The organism is Variovorax sp. BGA-UO-ETr-C22, from assembly GCF_059567965.1.
Genome location: NZ_JCAQPA010000011.1, coordinates 2,996,505 through 3,013,791 on the forward strand (window position 1 = coordinate 2,996,505; position 17,287 = coordinate 3,013,791).

Here is a 17,287-nt window from a genome sequence, read left to right on the forward strand (position 1 = left end):
CCGCTTCCTTGTTCTTGTTATCCCGCCGTGTGTCCTGCCGCGGTGCGCGCCTGCGCGGCCGGTGGCGGCAGGCCGATGCGCGTGGCGCCGGCGTCGTTGCTGTTCTCGCGCTCGATGCGCTCCTGCGTGCGGTGGTTCAGCAGGATGATGCTGATGCGGCGGTTGATGGGGTTGCGCGGGTCGGCGCGGTCCAGGTGCATGCTGTCGGCCAGGCCGATCACGCGCAGCACCTTGTCCTCGGTCATGCCGCCCGTGACCAGCTCGCGGCGCGAGGCGTTGGCGCGGTCGGCCGAGAGCTCCCAGTTGCCGTACGAACGGTCGTTGGTGTAGACGATGGCGTCGGTGTGGCCCGACAGCGTGAGCTTGTTGGGCAGGCCGTTGAGCACCGGCGCCAGCTCGCGAAGAATGGCGCGCATGTGCGGCACCACGCGGGCGCTGGCCAGCTCGAACATGGGGCGGTTCTCGCTGTCCACGATCTGCAGGCGCAGGCCTTCGGTCGTGATGTCGATGAGGATCTGCGAGCGGAACTGCTGGAACACCGGGCTCTTCTCGATCAGCTCGTCGAGCTTCTTTTTCATCTCGGCCAGGCGGCTGGCGTCGGCCGCGTCCTCGCTGTCGGCCTCGGTGTGCCGCACCTCGCCCTCGGCGTGCATCACGTCGGCGCCGCCGCCGGGAATCATGCTGGTGCTCATGCTGCTCTTGTCGCCGCCGGCCAGCGCCACGCGCAGCGGCATGCGGAAGTGCTCGGCAATGCCTTCGCGCTGCTTGGGGCTGGAGATCGACAGCAGCCACATCACGAGGAAGAAGGCCATCATGGCCGTCATGAAGTCGGCGTAGGCGATCTTCCAGCCGCCGCCCGCATGGCCGCCGCCGTGCCCGCCGCCGTGGGCGCGCTTGATGATGATGCGGGGCTTCGCGTCGCTCATGGCCGTGGGAGGGTCAGCGTGCCTTGACTTCGCGCACGTGGTCGTCCAGCTCGGTGAACGAGGGGCGCTCGGTCGAGAACAGCACCTTGCGGCCGAACTCCACGGCCAGCTGCGGCGCGTAGCCGTTCAGGCTGGCCAGCAGCGTGACCTTGGCGCACTGGTAGATCTTCATGCCCTCCTCGACCTTCTGCTCGATCAGCGAGGCCAGCGGCGACACGAAGCCGTAGGCCAGCAGCACGCCCAGGAAGGTGCCGACCATGGCGTGCGCGATGAGCGCACCCATTTCCGACGGCGGCAGGTGGGCCGAGCCCAGCGCATGCACCACGCCCATCACGGCCGCGACGATGCCCAGCGCAGGCAGCGCGTCGCCCACGCGCGAGAGGCTGTGGCCGGGCACGGCGGCCTCGTGGCGGATGGTGTCGATCTCGTGGTCCATGAGGGCCTCGATCTCGTGCGCGTCGGTGTTGCCGCTGATGACCAGGCGCAGGTAGTCGCACAGGAAGACGGTGATGCCCTCGTGCGCCAGGATGGTCGGGTAGCGGCCGAAGATCTCGCTTTGCTCCGGCGCTTCCACGTCGGACTCGAGCTTCATCATGCCTTCCTTGCGGGCCTTGGCGAGCAGCTCGTACAGCAGCGCCAGCAGGTCCATGTAGAGCTGCCGGTTGTGCTTCGAGGAACGCAGCAAGAGCGGCAGCTCCCGGATGGTCGCCTTGATGGTCTTGCCGTTGTTGCCCGCGATGAATGCGCCGAGCGCAGAGCCGCCGATCATGAGCAGCTCCACGGGCTGGAACAGCACGCCGAAATGCCCGCCCATGAGGCCGTAGCCGCCGAAGACGGCGCCGATCACCACCAGATATCCCACCAGAACCAGCACGCGCTTCCCCTATGCCCTGAGGCGTCCAAAACAAAAAACCCGCGCCGGGCGCCGGGGCACTTTCACGAGACGGCGCCGCCGATGTCGAGCACCGGGCCGCCGGCAATGAGGCCGCCGCGGCGCACCGGTTCGAGCTTGGGCTTGCGCGCCTTGCCCGCGCGCGAGGGCGGGCGGCACAGCACGCACACGTAGCCGTGCTTGTGGTCGTGGGCATGCGCCACGAAGTGGCCGCCGCAGCGGCTGCACGGGCTCAGCTGCAGCATGTCGCTGTCGAAGAAACGCACCATGGTCTCGGCGCGCGTGAAGTCGAGCACGACCTCGCTGCCCTGCGACTCGACCTGCTCGGTGTACAGGCGGTAGGCCTTGATGAGCGCGGGCAGCTCGCCCTCGCCGGCCTCGTCGCGCATGAAGCGGTAGATGTTGTAGAACATCGACGAGTGGATGTTGGCCAGCCAGGTCATGTACCAGTCGGTGGAGAACGGCAGCAGGCCCTTGGGCGGCGAGACGCCCTTGAGTTCCTTGTACAGGCGGATCAGGCGCTCGCGGCTGAGCGCGACCACGGCCTCCAGGAACTGCAGGCGCGCACCCAGGCCGATGAGCTCGACCGCGAGCTGCACCTGCCGCACCTCGCCCAGGATGCTCTTGGCAGTCATGCGCTGGCCGAACCTGCTTTGCGCATCTGCGGCTGGGCCTGGGCTTGTGCCTGGCGCGCGCTCATCAGGATCGACATGTGGGCCTGCTGCAGCGCGGGCTCCTTGCCCTCGCCGACCACCGCGAACATGGGCCGGTCGTCCAGGCGGAAGCTGCACAGCAGGAAGTTGGACGCGGCCAGCTTCACGATCTGGCTGAGCGACATGTTCATGAGCAGATCGGCCAGTTCGCGCCCCACGCCGAGGCGGAACATGGCTTCCGCCCGGTCCCGCTTCACGAGCTTCTGCGCGAGCAGCATGTAGGCCAGATTGATCTCGCCGATTTCCTTCGAAATCACGCCGCCTGCGTTGACATTGCAATTTTCCACGTCTACTTCCATTTCCGATTCCATGTCGACTCCGCACGTCCATCCAACATGTATACATTATATACACACTTATTTACACTTCGAAGACAAAGTAGACCAAAAAGTAAAAGGGTTTCGACGCGGTTTCCGACGGAAGGCTTCAGACCTCCCTCTGGCGAAGCGGTTTCAGTCCTGGCACCGGCGCGCGGTCACATAGCGCAAGCAATTGTTACGAGCGTGCGTATTCCGGCAATTGGCAATCCCCTCGCCAATTGAATTTATAAAGACTATCGAACGCAGCCGAGCGTTAATCGGCGGCTTTATTCAGGGTCTTTCAATAGGTCAATGACTTTCCATAGAACAACCGCCGATCAAGGCGCCGCAGCCTCGGCGCCGCCTTCCAGCCGATGGATCCAGGCCATCACTTCCGCGACCGCCTGGTACAGCTGCGGCGGGATCTGGCGGTCGAGGTCGATCTGCATCAGCAGCTTCACGAGGTCGGCCGACGCATGCACATACAGCCCGTGCGCGCGCGCCTCGCGCAGGATCGATTCGGCGACCACGCCATAGCCCTTGGCGACGACGACGGGGGCCTTGCGCGTGTCCGCATGCGAGAGCACGACGGCGCTGTGGCGGTTGCGAAGGTCATCGGTCATGCCGGCGCCTTCTCCGTGACCTGCAGCTGCTGCAGTTGAAGCCCGACAGCCTCGAAGCGTTGCGCGAGCCGGCCGGCGTCGCCGCGCAGGCGGGCCACGGTGGCGTGCTCGCGCGCCTGCAGCTGCGCCTGCACGGTCGGGCCGCTGAGGCTCAGGCGCAGGTCGACTTCGCCCAGGCGCGGCAGCACGAGCGACACGGTGGTCGACCAGCGGCGCGCGGCTTCTTCCTCGGCGGGTTCGCCTTCGCGTGCGTTGGAGCTGGCGGGGTCTTCCTCGATGGTCCACGCCATCGGCACCTCGGGCCAGGCGTGGCCGCTCCAGCGGAAGGCGGCGCTGGCCAGCAGGTCGAGCTGCTGGTGCACGACGGTGACGGCTTGCGGATGGATCACTTCGGCGCTGCGCGGGGCCGACGTGCTGGTGACGTCGGCTGCAGCGCGTGCGTGTTCTGCGAGGCGGGGCGCGGGCATTTCCGGCGCGGCATCGGAGAGGCCGTAGGCCGCCTGCACGCGCGCCGCATCCGGTGCGGGCGCGGCGGCGGTCTCGCTGCGCGCAGCCCCACGCGCTGCTTGTGCGATGTCGGCTTCCGGCGCGTCGACCTGCGGGGCCTGCACCGGCGCATTCGGCGCGGGCGGCGTCGCGACATCGACCGCAGCCAGCGCCGTCGCCGCAACCACCACGCCCTGCACTGCTGCCGCCGCTGTCGTCGTCGCCACCATCACCGGACTCGCCCAGCGCGCCTGCGGCTCCCGCGCCATCTGCGCGAGCGTGCGCGTGCCGGCCGCGAACTCGGCCAGGTGCGATTCGTAGAAGAGCCCACTGTCCGCCACCGTCTGCGCCAGCGTGCCCGCGAGTGCCACGGTGTTCGTGCCCTGGCGCGCGACGGGCAGCAGCAACGGCGCCTCGCCCCGCACCGGCCCCGGCGCGGCCTGCAGGTCGGCCAGCACCGCGCCGATCACGCGCGCGGCCAGCGACAGGCGGGTGTCGATCGAAGGCGGCGCGCCACCGGCAGGCGGCGCAGCCACCTCGCCACCGGACGCGCCCGAGGGCACCAGCCGGTCCAGCGCCGCGCGCGACGGCAGGCGCACGTCGTTCGCCGTCTTCGGCACGGCCACCGCCGCACCGGGCGCGCCCACCGTGGTCTCGGGCCGGAGGCCAAGCAGGTCGAGCGGCGGCGTCAGGCGCGCGGCCCTCAGTGCATCGATCAGTCCGGTGAGTCCCAGCATGGCCACGGTGGTGTCGTCCTGTCGGTTCGCGTCAGTGCGCGAGGCCGTAGGCCTTGCCCAGGTTCTTCTGGTGGTTGAGCGAATCCATGCGGCGGATCAGGTCGTCGAGTTGCGGCTTGATGAGCCCCGACAGCTCGGCCTGCTCGGTGCAGATGCGTTCGAGCAGGCGCAGCACCAGGTCGCGCTGCGCGGGCTCCAGCGACGCCAGCGGCTGGATCGCCTTCAGGCGCTCGACCGACGCCGAGCACCGGGCCTCCAGCTCGGGCAGCTGCCCCCACTCCTTGGCACGGGCCAGCGCCAGCATCGTCGAGATGCACGCAGCCAGCTGCTCGTAGCAATGGACGATCTCGCTGCGCACGGCCATCTGTTCCTGCCCCCAGGTCACGCTCTGCATCATCAGTTGGAAGGCCTGTCGTCGATCTCGCGCCAGGCGGACGCCAGGTGGTCGAGCAGGCGGTCGGCCTCGTCCAGCGCCTGCACGTCGTTGCGCAGGTTGGCCAGCAGCAGGCGCTGCACCACGTAGTCGTACAGCGACGAGAGGTTGCCGACGATGTCGCCGCCGGCCTCGCCGGCCGCCTCGGCATCGAGGCTGGCCTTCAGGCCGTTGTCGACGATGTTGATGGCCTTCGAAATGGCCTGGCCCTTGGCGCCGATGTCGCCGGCCGTCATGTGCAGACGCGCCGCGCCGATGGCGGTCTTCGCGCCGTCGAACAGCATGTGGATCAGTTGCAGCGGCGACGCGCTCATGGCGCGCGTCTCCACGCCGACGCGCGCGTAGACGCCGGCACCGGTGCGGGAGTGGTGAGAGCTGTACATGTCGCTTCCTGTCCTCAGCCCTTGCTGGCGTTCATCGCGTCGAACTGCTGCGCGAGGTATTTCAGCGTGCCGTTCATCTTGTTCATCGCCACGTCCAGCTGCACGAACTGCTTGCGATAGCGCTCCACCGTCGCGTCGGCGCGCTCCTTCATCGCGGTGTACTGGGTGTCCAGCTGCTTGAGCGAGCTCGTCACGCCGTCGGTGGCGACCTTGAGCGCGCCCTTGGTGCCGGTGAGGTCGTCGACCAGCGCCGTCAGCTGCTTGCCGTAGCCGGCGGTGCTGCCGGTGCCGCTGGAGAACAGCTTCGCCACGCCCTCCAGGTTGGTGTCGATGGCCTTGTCGAGCTTGTCGTTGTCGATCGCCAGCGTGCCGTCCTTCTGGAACGAGATGCCGATGGACGTGAGCACTTTCAGGTCGTTCGGGCCGCCCACCTGCGGTGCGACCAGCGCCTGGCGGATGCGCGTCTGCAGGTTGCGCAAGGTCGAGTCGCCCACCAGCGGCGCGGCGGCCTTGGCGTCGGTGTCGAAGGCCGTGAGCGACTTCGCGGTGCTCTGCAGCGCGTTGTAGGCCTTCACGAAATCGGTGATGGCCGTCTTCACCGACGTCGTGTTGGCCTTCATCACCAGGCTGAGCTTGCCGGTCTGCACCAGCGTGAGCGTGGTGCCCTGGATGGCGTCGGTCACCGAGTTGCTCGTGCTGGTGACCGCGATGTTGTTGACGGTGAGCTTGGCGTTCTGCGCCGCGGCCGTCTGCTTCAGGTTCTGCGTGCCGGCGGGGTCGTTGCCCAGCAGGTTCTGCAGCGCGGCGTCGCCGTCCACCGAGATGCGCATGGCCGAGGCCTCGCCGGTCTGCGTGGAGGTGAGCACCAGCCGGTTGGGCGTGCCGCTGCCGTCGTTCACGATGGTGGCCGACACGCCCGCGTTGGCCGCGTTGATCGCATCGCGGATGCCGCCCAGCGTGTTGTTGGTCGCATCGATGGTGATCGGCTTGGCCGTGCGCGTCGCGTCCTTGTCGAAGGTGGCGCCGGTGTACTGGCCGGTCGCCGGGTCCAGCGTGCCGCCGGACACCTTGCCGAAGTCGATGGTGATCTTGCCGCTGCCGATCGCGGCGGTGGTGCTGGCCTGCCCCTTCGCGATGACCGACTGCGCCTGCGCGAGCTGCGAGATGTCGATGGCATAGGTGCCGACCGAGCGCGGATCGGTGCCGCTCGCCGCCAGGATGCCGCTCACGCTCGGCGTGCCGGTGATGGCCTGGAACAGCGCCGGGTCGCCCAGCTTCTTGGCTGCGGCCTGGATGCCGGTGAGCGCGCTTTGCAGCGTGCCGTAGGCCGAGAGCTTGCTGTTGTAGCTGGTCTGCTTGGCCTTCAGGGCCACGAGCGGCTGGTTCTCCGCGGTCTGCAGCTGGGTGAGCAATGCGCCCAGGTCAAGGTTGGCGCCAACGCCGATGCTGCTGATCGATGCCATGTCGGGGGTGTCCTGAAATGCGAATGAAATGAAGAGGTCTGGAGCGGGTCGTGATCAGGCTTGCTGGCTCACCAGAAGCCCGGCCTGCCGGTCCATGACCTTGGCGATGCGAACGACCTCTTCGGTCGGAATCTGGCGAATGACTTCGCCGTTGCTGCGGTCGACCACCTTGACGATGAGCTTGTCGGTGTCGCGGTCGACCTCGAACTGCAGGCTGATCGAGCGGCTCTCGAGCGACGCATTGACGGACTTCACCGCCATCTCGATCTGCACCGGTGTCGCCTCCTCGACTTCGGCCTCGGCCTTGCGCAGTGCGGCGGCCTCGGCGGCGGCCGCAGCGGCACCGCCGGTGCGGCCGGCAAGCAGTTGCTGCAGCCAGGGGCTTTCCACGGCGGAGGCGGCGGGTACGGGCTGGGACATGGTCTGCGTTCTTCTTCTGGAGTTCGTTGTCCTGTGCGGCCTCGCCACAAGCGTGGCCGCACAGGACAACGCAGGCGGCTTCGGGTCGCCCCGAAGGCCTGCGAGCAAAAAAGCAAGACACCGGGCGCCACCCTCGTGAGGGGCGCCCGGCGGTCTCAGCGAATCAACGCAGCAGCGACAGCACGCCTTGCGTGGTCTGGTTCGCCTGGGCCAGCACCGAGGTACCAGCCTGCTGCAGGATCTGCGCGCGCGTCATGTTCGACACTTCCACGGCGTAGTCCGAGTCTTCGATGCGCGAACGCGACGACGACAGGTTGGTGATGGTGGTGCCGAGGTTGGCGATCACCGAGTCGAAACGGTTCTGCACCGCACCCAGCGAGGAGCGCAGCTTGTCGACCTTCGACAGGGCGGCGTCCAGGGCCTTGAGCGGGTCGACCGTCGAGGTCTTGCCGCTGCGGGCGTTCAGCGTGAAGGCGCCAGCCTTGGCCGAATCGGCGTAGACCGCATTGCCAGCGCCGTCGGTCACTGCGCCGTTGCTGTGCACGCTGTAGGTCGACACGGTGGTGAGGGAGTTGCCGAGCGAGCCGTCGGCGCCCACGTAGGCGCCAGCAACCGTGCCGCCAGCAGTGATCGTGACACCTGCCACGCCGCCGATGGTCGATGCCAACACGGCGGTACCAGCACCTGCGGCCAGCTTGTCGTTCAGCGCAGCGGCCGAGATTTCGTCGCCGGTCACGTCGAAGTTGGCTGCACCGGCGGTTGCCGTGTAGGTGGTGCCGCCGACCTTGATGGTGCCGCCCGTGCCGGTAGCCGACGCCATGCTGGTCGTCAGGCTCGTCAGCGTGGCTGCCTGAACGCCAGCGCCAGCGCTGTTCTGCGTCAGGTTGCCCACGTTGTCGACAAACAATGCAGAGCCGTCGGTCGCCGTGATCGTGCCGGCGCTGTCGATCTTGACGTCCAGCGAGGTGCCGCCGATCGTGACCGTGGCGGTCTTGCTCGAGCCCGCTGCGGGCTGGAGCGAAGCGATCGTGGCAGCGTTCGTGCGGCCCGTTTCACCGAAGGTGAAGGCGGACTTCGCAGCGTTGTAGGTGTAGGTGGAACCTGCGGTGACGACCGAGTCGCCCGCCTTGGCGCCCGCCAGCAGCTGGCTGCGCGTGGCCAGCGTGTTGGTGGCCGTGACGTCGTACTTCTGCGTGCCGTTGACCGGTGCGCCGTTGGCGACAGCGCCAGCCAGCGTCAGGTCGTCCTTGGTGGCGGCCTTGTTCAGCGTGCCCGTGCCGTTCACGTTGAAGCTTTCCAGGCCCAGGGTCTTGGCGCTGATTTCCTGCAGGTCGATGTCGATGGTTTCGCCATCGTTCGCACCCACTTGCACCGTCAGCTTGCCGGCGTTGGCCGACAGGACCTTCACGCCGTTGAACTGGGTCTGCTCCGAGACGCGGTTGATTTCGTCCAGGCGCTGGCCGATTTCCGACTGGATCGAGTCCAGGTCGGTGGCCGAGTTGGTGCCGGTGGCGGCTTGCACCGACAGGTCGCGGATGCGCTGCAGGTTGTTGTTGACTTCGGTCAGCGCGCCTTCGGTGGTCTGCGCGATCGAGATGCCGTCGTTGGCGTTGCGCGCGGCTTGCGTCAGGCCCTTGATGTTGGCGGTGAAGCGGTTGGCGATGGCCTGGCCGGCGGCGTCGTCCTTGGCGCTGTTGATGCGCATGCCGGACGACAGGCGCTCGATGGCCGTGTTCAGGGCCGATTGCGACTTGTTGAGGTTGTTCTGCGTGAGAAGAGAAAGGCTGTTCGTATTGATGACTTGCGCCATGTTCGACTCCTGATTGACAAAAGGTTGTGGACTCCGGCCATCGGCCGTAACGCTGGACCCGCTTCCACGGTGAGACTCAAGCCATCGTTGAAGGGGATATCGGCGGGTGTCCGCAAACCTTTAGGGCTGCAACGAAAAAAGTTCTACGTTGCCGCCCTCTGCCTCGTCATGCCTGCATGCTCATGATTTCCTGGTAGGCCGTCACCAGCCGGTTGCGCACCTGCAGCCCGGTCTGGAACGCCACGTTGGCCTTCTGCAGGTCGACCATCACGTCGTTGAGCGCCACGCCGGGCTTGCCCAGCTCGAAGGATTCGGCCTGCGCGTAGGCCTGCTGCTGCGCGCCGCTGATGTTGGCAAGCGAGCGCTGCAGCTCGGCCGCGAAGCCGCCCGCGCCGGCCGGCGCAGAGGTCGCGGGCCCCATGCCGCTGGCCAGCGCGGTGGCGCGCATCTGCTGCAGGACGGATTCGATGGCATTGATGGACATGGGGAAAAGTTCACTTCCAGCTGACTTGACACGGAGCGCGCGAGCGCTCCAACCGGCAGGCAGCGTATCAAGGGAAGACCCCCATTCAAACGCGCAACTGAGGGCAAAACCCCCGGCTGTTCGACCGATCGAATTCCACATCGCCTGCTGACAATCGTTCGCGAAACCACAGGCCGCGCACGACGTCGCCGGCCACCGGCATGACATCCCAACACCGAATCCCCTCTCTCACTCCGGCGCCGGCCCTGCAGGGCGCAACGGCCCCGGCGAAGGCGCGCCGATGAGCACGGCCGCGCCCACGGGCGGCCTGGCGGCGGGCGCCAACGGCCTGCCCCCGATGCTGGAGCGCATGCGCGCGCAGCCCCGGCTGCCGCTGATCCTTGGCGCCGCGGCGCTGGCGACGGTGGCGGCCGCCTTCTTCCTGTGGAGCCGCGGCCCCGACTACAAGGTGCTCTACACCAACGTGTCGGACCGCGACGGCGGCGCGATCATCGCGTCGCTGCAGCAGATGAACGTGCCCTACAAGTTCGCCGAGGGCGGCGGCGCGATCCTGATCGCGGGCGACAAGGTGGCCGAGACGCGCCTGAAGCTCGCGGCGCAGGGCCTGCCCAAGGCCGGCGGCGTGGGCTTCGAACTGATGGACAACCAGAAGTTCGGCACCAGCCAGTTCGCCGAGCAGGTCAACTACCAGCGCGGGCTCGAAGGCGAGCTGGCGCGCTCCATCGAATCGATCGGCAGCATCGAAGCGGCGCGCGTGCACCTGGCGCTGCCCAAGCCGTCGCTGTTCGTGCGCGACCAGAAGAAGCCTTCGGCCTCGGTGGTGCTCACGCTGATGCGCGGGCGCAGCATCGACGAAGGCCAGGTGAGCGCCATCGTGCACATGGTGTCCGCCAGCGTGCCCGACCTGGACGCCAAGAACGTCACGGTGGTCGACCAGCGCGGCAACCTGCTGTCGTCGGCGCGCGGCACCAGCCAGGGGCTGGACGTGAGCCAGCTCAAGTACGCACAGGAGATCGAGCAGGGCTACGTGCGCCGCATCGAAGCCATTCTTCAGCCGCTGGTGGGCGCGAGCAACGTGCGCGCGCAGGTCGCGGCCGAGATCGACTTCTCGGTGGTGGAACACACCGACGAGAAGTACCGGCCCAACCAGGACCCGGCGCAGGCCGCGATCCGCAGCCAGCAGTCCAGCGAATCGGCGCAGCACAACGGCGCGCCGCCGGGCGGCGTGCCGGGCGCGCTGTCGAACCAGCCGCCGGTGAACCCGACGGCGCCGATCACCGCGCCCAAGCCACCGAACGCACCGGGCGCACCGAACACGCCGAACGCATCTCCCACCGCCGCACCGGCCGGCCCGAGCAACACGCGCAAGGACGTCACGACCAACTACGAGCTCGACCGCACCATCCGCCACGTGCAGCAGGCCGCCGGCGGCGTGAAGCGCCTGTCGGTCGCCGTGGTGGTGAACCACCGCGACACGGTCGATGCGGCTGGCAAGACCAGCGCCCGCGCGCTCGCGCCGGCCGAGCTGGAACAGATCCGCAACCTCGCCAAGGAAGCGATGGGCTTCAGCCAGGAACGCGGTGACTCGCTCAACGTGGTCAACAGCGCCTTCGCCCGCGACGGCGACAGCGAGGCCGGCCCCGCGCCCGACGTGCCCTTCTGGCGCGACCGCGACACCCTCGCGTTCGGCAAGACGCTGGTCCCCTACCTGCTCATCGGCCTGCTCGCGCTGTTCGCCTGGTTCGCCGTGGGGCGTCCGCTGATGCGCCGGCACCTGGCCGCGCCGCCGCCCGCGCCGCCCGTGACCGATGCAAGCGCCGTGGCCCCCACCGGCACGGCCCCGGCCGAGCCCGAAGAAACCCTGCAGCAGCGCGAGTCCGCACGCCAGAAGGCCGACATGGACTACGCCCAGCAGACCGCCGACAAGGACCCCAAGCTCGTGGCCGCCCTGATCCAGCACTGGATGCACACCGATGACTAGCAGCGAAGCAGGCACCCGCAAGAGCGCCATCCTGCTCATGGCGCTGGGCGAAGACCGCGCCGCCGCCGCGCTGCACCTGCTGCCCACCTCCGAGGTGCAGGCGCTGGGCCTGGCCATGTCCAAGCTGAGTGCGGTCTCGCGCGACGAGCTGGCCTCGGTGCTGGCCGAGTTCCGCCAGGAGACCGAGCAGCTGTCGGCGCTGCACCTGGGCTCGACCAGTTACATCCGCGCCGTGCTCAAGAAGGCGCTGGGCGACGACCGCGCGAGCACCCTGCTCGAGGACATCCTGCAGCCCGACGAGCCGCACGGCGGCATCGAGCGCCTGAACGAACTCGAGGCCGGCGAGGTGGCCGAGCTCATCCGCGACGAGCACCCGCAGATCCTTGCAACGCTGCTGGTGCACCTGGACCGCATGAAGGCCTCGGAGGTGCTCGAGAAGCTGCCCGCGCGCCTGCGCCACGACGTGATCATGCGCGTGGCCACCTTCGGCGGCGTGCAGCCGTCGGCGCTCAACGAACTCACCGAGGTGCTGACCGAAATGCTCGCGGGCCAGGGCCTGCGCCGCAGCCGCCTGGGCGGCGTGCGCACCGCGGCCGAAATCGTCAACCTGATGAGCACCACGGTGGAAGAAGAAGCCATCGCCCATGTGCGCGAGCAGGACGAGGCGCTGGCCCAGCGCATCGTCGACGAGATGTTCGTGTTCGAGAACCTGCTGGGCCTGGAAGACCGCAGCATCCAGCGCCTGCTCAAGGACATCGAGAGCGACTCGCTCATCATCGCGCTCAAGGGCGCGCCGCTGGAGCTGCGCGACAAGTTCCTCAGCAACATGTCGCAGCGCGCCGCAGAAACGCTGCGCGAGGACATGGAGTTGCGCGGCCCCGTGCGCGTGTCGCAGGTCGAGACCGAACAGAAGGCCATCCTGCAGGTCGCCCGCCGTCTGGCGGACGCCGGCGAGATCGTGATCGCGGCGCCTGGCACCGATGACTTCGTCTGACCCCGGCGCCTTCGGCGCCTCCAACAGTTCGCGCGAGCGCCTCGCCGCCATCCATGCGGCCGCACGCCAGGCGGGCGCCGGCACGCCCGCGCTGTCGGCGTGGGAGCGCTGGGAGATGGGCACGCTCGATGGCAAGGCGCCCTCAGGCACGACCCTCTCGCGTCAAACAGCACAGCGCCTTTCCCCGCCTCCTGCGCCTCCCGCGCCCAAGGTCGACCTCGCCGAGCTGGCCCGCATCCGCAAGGAAGCACGCGCCGCGGGCGAGGCCGAGGGCCGCGCTGCCGGGCTGGCCGAAGGCCGCCAGGTCGGCCACACCGAAGGCCTGGCCACCGGCCTCGCCGCCGCCAGCGTGCACGCCGAACGCCTGCGCGCGCTGGCCCGTTCGCTGCCCGAAGCCTTGCGCGGTGCCGAGGCCGAGCTGGCCGAGACCGTGCTCGCGCTCGCACTCGACGTGGCGCGCCAGGTGGTGCACCGCACCTACCAGGCCGAGCCCGAATGGGTGCTGCCGCTGGTGCGCGACCTGCTGCACGCCGAACCCGCGCTGCGCGGCGAACCGCGCCTGCTGCTGCACCCCGACGACATCGCGCTGGTGAAGAACAGCCTGGGCAACGAGATCGAGGCGGCCGGCTGGCAGCTGCGTGCCGACGACAGCCTGGCGCGCGGCGGCTGCCGCGTGCAGTCGGCCACGGGCGAGCTGGACGCCAGCCTGGCCACGCGCTGGGAGCGCGTGGGCGCGGCGCTGCGTGGCGACGCCTCCTGAGCCGATGCAGACCGCGCCCACCAACCCTCATCTGAACAGCGTGCGCGCCGTGCTGGAACAGGCGCGCGCCGCCGTCGCCCGCAGCACGACCACCACCGCCTCGGGCCGCCTCACACGCGCCGTCGGCCTCGTGCTCGAAGCCGTGGGCCTGCAGCTGCCCGTGGGCAGCGACTGCCTGATCGAACTGCCGCCCGGCCATCCGCAGCGCCATGCCGAGGCCGAAGTGGTGGGCTTCGCGGGCGACCGCCTCTTCCTCATGTCGCAGACCGAGGTGGCGGGCCTGCTGCCCGGCGCGCGCGTGTTCGCGCGGCCCGGCCTGCGCGAACCCGGTGCGACCGGCGACGCCCACACCAAGCGCCTGCCCGTGGGCGAAGGCATGCTGGGCCGCGTGGTCGATGCGGCCGGCCGCCCGCTCGACGGCCTGGGCCCGCTCGACGTGGCACGCCAGGTGCCGCTGGCGGCGCCGCCGATCAACCCGCTGTCGCGCGCGGCCATCGACTCGGTGCTCGACGTGGGCGTGCGCGCCATCAACGCGATGCTCACCGTCGGCCGCGGCCAGCGCATGGGCCTGTTTGCCGGCTCGGGCGTGGGCAAGAGCGTGCTGCTGGGCATGATGGCGCGCTACACCAGCGCCGAGGTGATCGTGGTCGGCCTCATCGGCGAACGCGGGCGCGAGGTGAAAGACTTCATCGAGAACACGCTGGGCGAAGAGGGCCTGGCGCGCGCCGTGGTGGTGGCCGCGCCGGCCGACAACTCGCCGCTGCTGCGCCTGCAGGGCGCGGCCTACGCCACCTGCCTGGCCGAGTACTTTCGCGACCAGGGCAAGGACGTGCTGCTCATCATGGATTCGCTCACGCGCTATGCGATGGCGCAGCGCGAGATCGCGCTGGCCGTGGGCGAGCCGCCCGCCACCAAGGGCTACCCGCCCTCGGTGTTCGCGCGGCTGCCTGCGCTGGTGGAGCGCGCCGGCAACGGCGCGCGCGATGCGCAGGGGCGCGGCGGCTCGATCACGGCCTTCTACACCGTGCTCTCGGAAGGCGACGACCAGCAGGACCCGATCGCCGATTCGGCGCGCGCGATCCTGGACGGCCATGTCGTGCTCTCGCGCACGCTGGCCGAAGCGGGGCACTACCCGGCCATCGACATCGAGGCCTCGATCAGCCGCGCAATGACGTCGCTGATTGCGCCCGCGCAGTTCGACACCGTGCGCCGCTTCAAGCAGATGCTGTCGCGCTACCAGCGCAACCGCGACCTGATCAGCGTAGGCGCCTACGCGCCAGGGCACGACCTGCAGCTGGACCAAGCGATCGCGATGTACCCGCGCATCGAGGCCTTCCTGCAGCAGTCGATGCACGAACGCACCGGCTACGAGGAGGCCATCGCCCACATGGACAGCCTGTTCACGAACACACCTTCCCCAGGACGCCCATGAGCAGCAGCAAGCTCCCCCTCGGCATGCTCATCGACCTGGCGCAAAGCCAGACCGACGACGCCGCGCGCCGCCTGGGCGCCTTGCAAAGCGCGCACCTGAGCGCGCAGCAGAAGCTCGAGCTGCTGCTGCAGTACCGCCAGGACTACCACGCGCAGCTCGACACGTTGATGCGCGGCGGCCTGCCGTCGTCGCAGTGGCGCAACTACCGCAACTTCCTCGGCACGCTCGACCATGCGATTGCGCAGCAGCGCGCCATCGCCGAGCGGGCCGGGCACCAGCTCGACCGGGGCCGCACCGACTGGCAGCGCGAAAAGCGCCGCCTCAGCTCCTTCGACACGCTGGCCGATCGCGTGCGCGCGCAGGAGCTGATGGCGCAGGCCAAGCGCGAGCAGCGCGACAGCGACGAACGCGCCGCCCGCCAGTTCTTCGACCGCGCCTCGCACCCCACCCACTGAACCTCCTCCAGGAACCGACATGCCTCCCATGATCCCGCCGTCCGTCACGCCTGCCGCCACTTCGCCGGTGGCGCAGGGCGGCGCACGTGGCCGCAGTGCCGACGAAGCGCAGGGCCGCGCGTTCGGTGCCGCGCTCGAACGTTCGCGCGCGAGCCAGGCTGAGAAGGCGTCGGATGCCGACACCGTGGTGGCGGATGCCAAGCCGCTGCGCAAGACGGACCTTGCGGAAGAGGTGCGGGATGCGCAGCCTGCGGAGCCGGATCTCGCTTTTCTTGCGGCAGCCGTCACGCCGCAACAGGCACCGGTGCTTGCGGGCGGTGCGGCCACGCAGGGCAGCGGTGCGCCAGAAACTTCATTGGCGCCGGTCACGCCCGACGCGCAAGCCGGCCTGCCTGCTAGCACGGTCCGCCTGAGCAGCGAAGCCGCCACCACGCCCGCGCCCGCCATCGCCACCGAAGACGCTTCCGCGCCCACCGCCACTGCCGCCGCACAAAGCGCAGCGCCTGAAGCCGACAACGCGGCACCGCCCTCGCTGTACGAGATCGTGCGCGCCGCCGTGGCCGCGCAGCCGATGGCTGTCGATGGCAAGAAGCCGGCCACCGCACCCGCAGGTCCGCCTGTCGGCACCGCCGCACCGGGCCGCGCGGGCGCACCGCGCACCGTGAGCGCCACCACCACCGAACAGCTCGCAGCCGCCGCGCAGGCCCAGCCTGCCGGCGACGCGAAACCCGCGACAGTGGACGCCGCCCCCGTCGTCGCAGTGTCGGCCAGCACCTCGGGCGACGACGCGACGACTCCGTCCACCACCCCGTTCGCGCTTCAACAGCCCGCGACCGTCTCCACTGAGCGCACGACCGAAAGCCCCGCCGCACGCCCCGCCGTGCACACGCTCGCGCCCGAAGTCGGCAGCGAGAAATGGGCACCCGCACTCGGCCAGCAGCTCGCGCGCATGAGCCTCGGCGGCACGCACACCGCCGAGCTGAACCTCAACCCCGCCGGCCTCGGCCCGCTGAAGGTCACGCTGTCGGTCGGCGAGCACCAGGCGCAGGCCGCATTCGTGTCGGCGCACGAGAGCGTGCGCAAGGCCGTCGAGGCTGCGCTGCCGCAGCTGCGCACCAGCCTGTCGGAGCAGGGCATCACGCTGGGCCAGACCTCGGTGGGCGCGGACACGCGCGCGCCGTTCGGGCAGGACGCGGCGTTCGCGCAGCAGCAACAGCAGCAACACCAACGACAGGGCGCGTGGCGACCGCAGGGCACTTCCGCGGCCACCGACATCGCCCGCACGACAACGGCAGCACCCCGCCCCGTTGCCACCCCACGCACGGGCCCGGGCGTCGACACCTTCGCCTGAAACCGCCCCGCCCGCCTCCCGCAATGAACGGATGTGAAGCGCCTTTGTGCGCTTGTTCGGCCGTTCGCCGGCGGGCGACTTCGCAAAGAATAGATCGGACCCGTCCACCGTTTCACCATGGCTACCTCTTCTCCCGCCGCCACCGCGGCTGCGTCGGTCGCGACCGACCCGCCGGCCTCGCGCCGCACCTCGAAACTGCTGATCGGGCTCGTGACCGTCCTCGGCCTGGCCGTGGCCGGCGCGGCCGCGTACGTCTTCGTGCTGCCCCGCTTCACCGAGCACGCCGCCGCCGAGACGGCCAAGGCACCGGTGCCCGAGAAACCCATCTTCCTGCTGCTGGAGCCGCTGACCGTCAACCTGCAGTCCGAAGGCCGCTCGCGCTTCCTGCAGATCGGCATGGCGCTGAAGGTGCGCGACGAGCAGGCCAAGGCGCAGATCGTGGAGTTCATGCCCGAGCTGCGCAGCCGCCTGCTGGTGCTGCTGTCGAACCGCCCGCCCGAATCGCTGGTCACCTCGGAAGACAAGGCCCGGCTGGCCACGGAGATCCACAGCGCGCTGAACGCACCGCTGGCCGAGGGCCTGCCCGAGCTGGGCATCGCGAGCGTGTCCTTCAACTCCTTCGTCGTGCAGTGACGACGATGCCCG

At 69.3% G+C, this 17,287-nt stretch carries 19 protein-coding genes; 7 read left to right on the forward strand and 12 right to left on the reverse strand.

What is annotated here, in order from left to right; all coding sequences use genetic code 11:
• Positions 1-17 precede the first annotated feature (17 nt).
• The 12 genes from motB to fliE all read right to left on the reverse strand — a co-directional run bounded on the left by motB (position 18) and on the right by fliE (position 9,669).
• Positions 18-926: a flagellar motor protein MotB gene (gene motB, locus AC57B8_RS34230; RefSeq protein ID WP_062469377.1), complete on the reverse strand. Its 909-nt coding sequence runs from the start codon at positions 924-926 to the stop codon at positions 18-20.
• Positions 927-939: 13 nt separating this feature from the next.
• Complete coding sequence (motA, locus tag AC57B8_RS34235) at positions 940-1,800, reverse strand: flagellar motor stator protein MotA (RefSeq protein ID WP_070061563.1); 861 nt, start codon at positions 1,798-1,800, stop codon at positions 940-942.
• 62 nt (positions 1,801-1,862) lie between these two features.
• Positions 1,863-2,453: a flagellar transcriptional regulator FlhC gene (gene flhC, locus AC57B8_RS34240; protein ID WP_062469371.1), complete on the reverse strand. Its 591-nt coding sequence runs from the start codon at positions 2,451-2,453 to the stop codon at positions 1,863-1,865.
• On the reverse strand, positions 2,450-2,818 hold the full coding sequence (gene flhD, locus AC57B8_RS34245; protein WP_370680118.1) for a flagellar transcriptional regulator FlhD: 369 nt from the start codon (positions 2,816-2,818) through the stop codon (positions 2,450-2,452). The genes flhC and flhD overlap by 4 nt, the downstream gene beginning before the upstream one ends.
• Before the next feature lie 350 nt (positions 2,819-3,168).
• Entirely contained in the window at positions 3,169-3,453 is a 285-nt protein-coding gene (locus AC57B8_RS34250) for an EscU/YscU/HrcU family type III secretion system export apparatus switch protein (protein ID WP_062469365.1), read from the reverse strand.
• Positions 3,450-4,676 (reverse strand): flagellar hook-length control protein FliK, encoded by a 1,227-nt coding sequence (fliK, locus tag AC57B8_RS34255; RefSeq protein ID WP_496482263.1) that lies wholly within the window; start codon positions 4,674-4,676, stop codon positions 3,450-3,452. Before fliK ends, AC57B8_RS34250 begins: the two co-directional genes overlap by 4 nt.
• Positions 4,677-4,707: 31 nt before the next feature.
• Positions 4,708-5,073: a flagellar protein FliT gene (locus tag AC57B8_RS34260; RefSeq protein ID WP_223301366.1), complete on the reverse strand. Its 366-nt coding sequence runs from the start codon at positions 5,071-5,073 to the stop codon at positions 4,708-4,710.
• Positions 5,073-5,492: a flagellar export chaperone FliS gene (fliS, locus tag AC57B8_RS34265; protein WP_070061560.1), complete on the reverse strand. Its 420-nt coding sequence runs from the start codon at positions 5,490-5,492 to the stop codon at positions 5,073-5,075. Before fliS ends, AC57B8_RS34260 begins: the two co-directional genes overlap by 1 nt.
• 14 nt (positions 5,493-5,506) lie before the next feature.
• The gene (gene fliD / locus AC57B8_RS34270; RefSeq protein WP_495271093.1) at positions 5,507-6,955 is read right to left on the reverse strand and encodes a flagellar filament capping protein FliD; all 1,449 of its coding nucleotides are present in this window, start codon (positions 6,953-6,955) and stop codon (positions 5,507-5,509) included.
• 54 nt (positions 6,956-7,009) lie between these two features.
• Entirely contained in the window at positions 7,010-7,375 is a 366-nt protein-coding gene (locus AC57B8_RS34275; RefSeq protein WP_095744080.1) for a flagellar protein FlaG, read from the reverse strand.
• A 163-nt stretch (positions 7,376-7,538) separates the two neighbouring features.
• Positions 7,539-9,185, reverse strand: coding sequence for a flagellin N-terminal helical domain-containing protein (locus tag AC57B8_RS34280; protein WP_492694237.1), 1,647 nt, complete (start codon positions 9,183-9,185; stop codon positions 7,539-7,541).
• A gap of 166 nt (positions 9,186-9,351) precedes the next feature.
• Entirely contained in the window at positions 9,352-9,669 is a 318-nt protein-coding gene (fliE, locus tag AC57B8_RS34285; protein ID WP_095946630.1) for a flagellar hook-basal body complex protein FliE, read from the reverse strand.
• A gap of 280 nt (positions 9,670-9,949) precedes the next feature.
• Here fliE and fliF point away from each other — a divergent pair, with 280 nt between their 5' ends.
• From fliF to fliL, 7 genes are all read left to right on the forward strand, one after another.
• Positions 9,950-11,650: a flagellar basal-body MS-ring/collar protein FliF gene (gene fliF / locus AC57B8_RS34290; RefSeq protein ID WP_496482093.1), complete on the forward strand. Its 1,701-nt coding sequence runs from the start codon at positions 9,950-9,952 to the stop codon at positions 11,648-11,650.
• The gene (fliG, locus tag AC57B8_RS34295; RefSeq protein WP_496482094.1) at positions 11,643-12,644 is read left to right on the forward strand and encodes a flagellar motor switch protein FliG; all 1,002 of its coding nucleotides are present in this window, start codon (positions 11,643-11,645) and stop codon (positions 12,642-12,644) included. The genes fliF and fliG overlap by 8 nt, the downstream gene beginning before the upstream one ends.
• Positions 12,631-13,404: a flagellar assembly protein FliH gene (fliH, locus tag AC57B8_RS34300; RefSeq protein WP_496482095.1), complete on the forward strand. Its 774-nt coding sequence runs from the start codon at positions 12,631-12,633 to the stop codon at positions 13,402-13,404. Before fliG ends, fliH begins: the two co-directional genes overlap by 14 nt.
• A 4-nt stretch (positions 13,405-13,408) precedes the next feature.
• Complete coding sequence (gene fliI / locus AC57B8_RS34305) at positions 13,409-14,836, forward strand: flagellar protein export ATPase FliI (protein ID WP_496482096.1); 1,428 nt, start codon at positions 13,409-13,411, stop codon at positions 14,834-14,836.
• Complete coding sequence (gene fliJ / locus AC57B8_RS34310; protein ID WP_062469337.1) at positions 14,833-15,291, forward strand: flagellar export protein FliJ; 459 nt, start codon at positions 14,833-14,835, stop codon at positions 15,289-15,291. The genes fliI and fliJ overlap by 4 nt, the downstream gene beginning before the upstream one ends.
• A gap of 19 nt (positions 15,292-15,310) precedes the next feature.
• The gene (locus AC57B8_RS34315; RefSeq protein WP_496482097.1) at positions 15,311-16,642 is read left to right on the forward strand and encodes a flagellar hook-length control protein FliK; all 1,332 of its coding nucleotides are present in this window, start codon (positions 15,311-15,313) and stop codon (positions 16,640-16,642) included.
• 117 nt (positions 16,643-16,759) lie between these two features.
• On the forward strand, positions 16,760-17,275 hold the full coding sequence (gene fliL / locus AC57B8_RS34320) for a flagellar basal body-associated protein FliL (protein WP_496482098.1): 516 nt from the start codon (positions 16,760-16,762) through the stop codon (positions 17,273-17,275).
• The last annotated feature ends 12 nt before the right edge of the window (positions 17,276-17,287 follow it).

Bases quoted from the DNA above. Each gene is read 5' to 3' on its own strand.
- AC57B8_RS34280 (WP_492694237.1), bottom strand. From the start codon at position 9,185: ATGGCGCAAGTCATCAATACGAACAGCCTTTCTCTTCTCACGCAGAAC.
- AC57B8_RS34250 (WP_062469365.1), bottom strand. From the start codon at position 3,453: ATGACCGATGACCTTCGCAACCGCCACAGCGCCGTCGTGCTCTCGCAT.
- fliL (WP_496482098.1), top strand. From the start codon at position 16,760: ATGGCTACCTCTTCTCCCGCCGCCACCGCGGCTGCGTCGGTCGCGACC.
- fliS (WP_070061560.1), bottom strand. From the start codon at position 5,492: ATGTACAGCTCTCACCACTCCCGCACCGGTGCCGGCGTCTACGCGCGC.
- motB (WP_062469377.1), bottom strand. From the start codon at position 926: ATGAGCGACGCGAAGCCCCGCATCATCATCAAGCGCGCCCACGGCGGC.
- AC57B8_RS34260 (WP_223301366.1), bottom strand. From the start codon at position 5,073: ATGATGCAGAGCGTGACCTGGGGGCAGGAACAGATGGCCGTGCGCAGC.
- fliE (WP_095946630.1), bottom strand. From the start codon at position 9,669: ATGTCCATCAATGCCATCGAATCCGTCCTGCAGCAGATGCGCGCCACC.
- fliJ (WP_062469337.1), top strand. From the start codon at position 14,833: ATGAGCAGCAGCAAGCTCCCCCTCGGCATGCTCATCGACCTGGCGCAA.
- fliF (WP_496482093.1), top strand. From the start codon at position 9,950: ATGAGCACGGCCGCGCCCACGGGCGGCCTGGCGGCGGGCGCCAACGGC.
- fliG (WP_496482094.1), top strand. From the start codon at position 11,643: ATGACTAGCAGCGAAGCAGGCACCCGCAAGAGCGCCATCCTGCTCATG.
- AC57B8_RS34315 (WP_496482097.1), top strand. From the start codon at position 15,311: ATGCCTCCCATGATCCCGCCGTCCGTCACGCCTGCCGCCACTTCGCCG.
- flhC (WP_062469371.1), bottom strand. From the start codon at position 2,453: ATGACTGCCAAGAGCATCCTGGGCGAGGTGCGGCAGGTGCAGCTCGCG.
- fliI (WP_496482096.1), top strand. From the start codon at position 13,409: ATGCAGACCGCGCCCACCAACCCTCATCTGAACAGCGTGCGCGCCGTG.
- fliD (WP_495271093.1), bottom strand. From the start codon at position 6,955: ATGGCATCGATCAGCAGCATCGGCGTTGGCGCCAACCTTGACCTGGGC.
- fliH (WP_496482095.1), top strand. From the start codon at position 12,631: ATGACTTCGTCTGACCCCGGCGCCTTCGGCGCCTCCAACAGTTCGCGC.
- AC57B8_RS34275 (WP_095744080.1), bottom strand. From the start codon at position 7,375: ATGTCCCAGCCCGTACCCGCCGCCTCCGCCGTGGAAAGCCCCTGGCTG.
- fliK (WP_496482263.1), bottom strand. From the start codon at position 4,676: ATGCTGGGACTCACCGGACTGATCGATGCACTGAGGGCCGCGCGCCTG.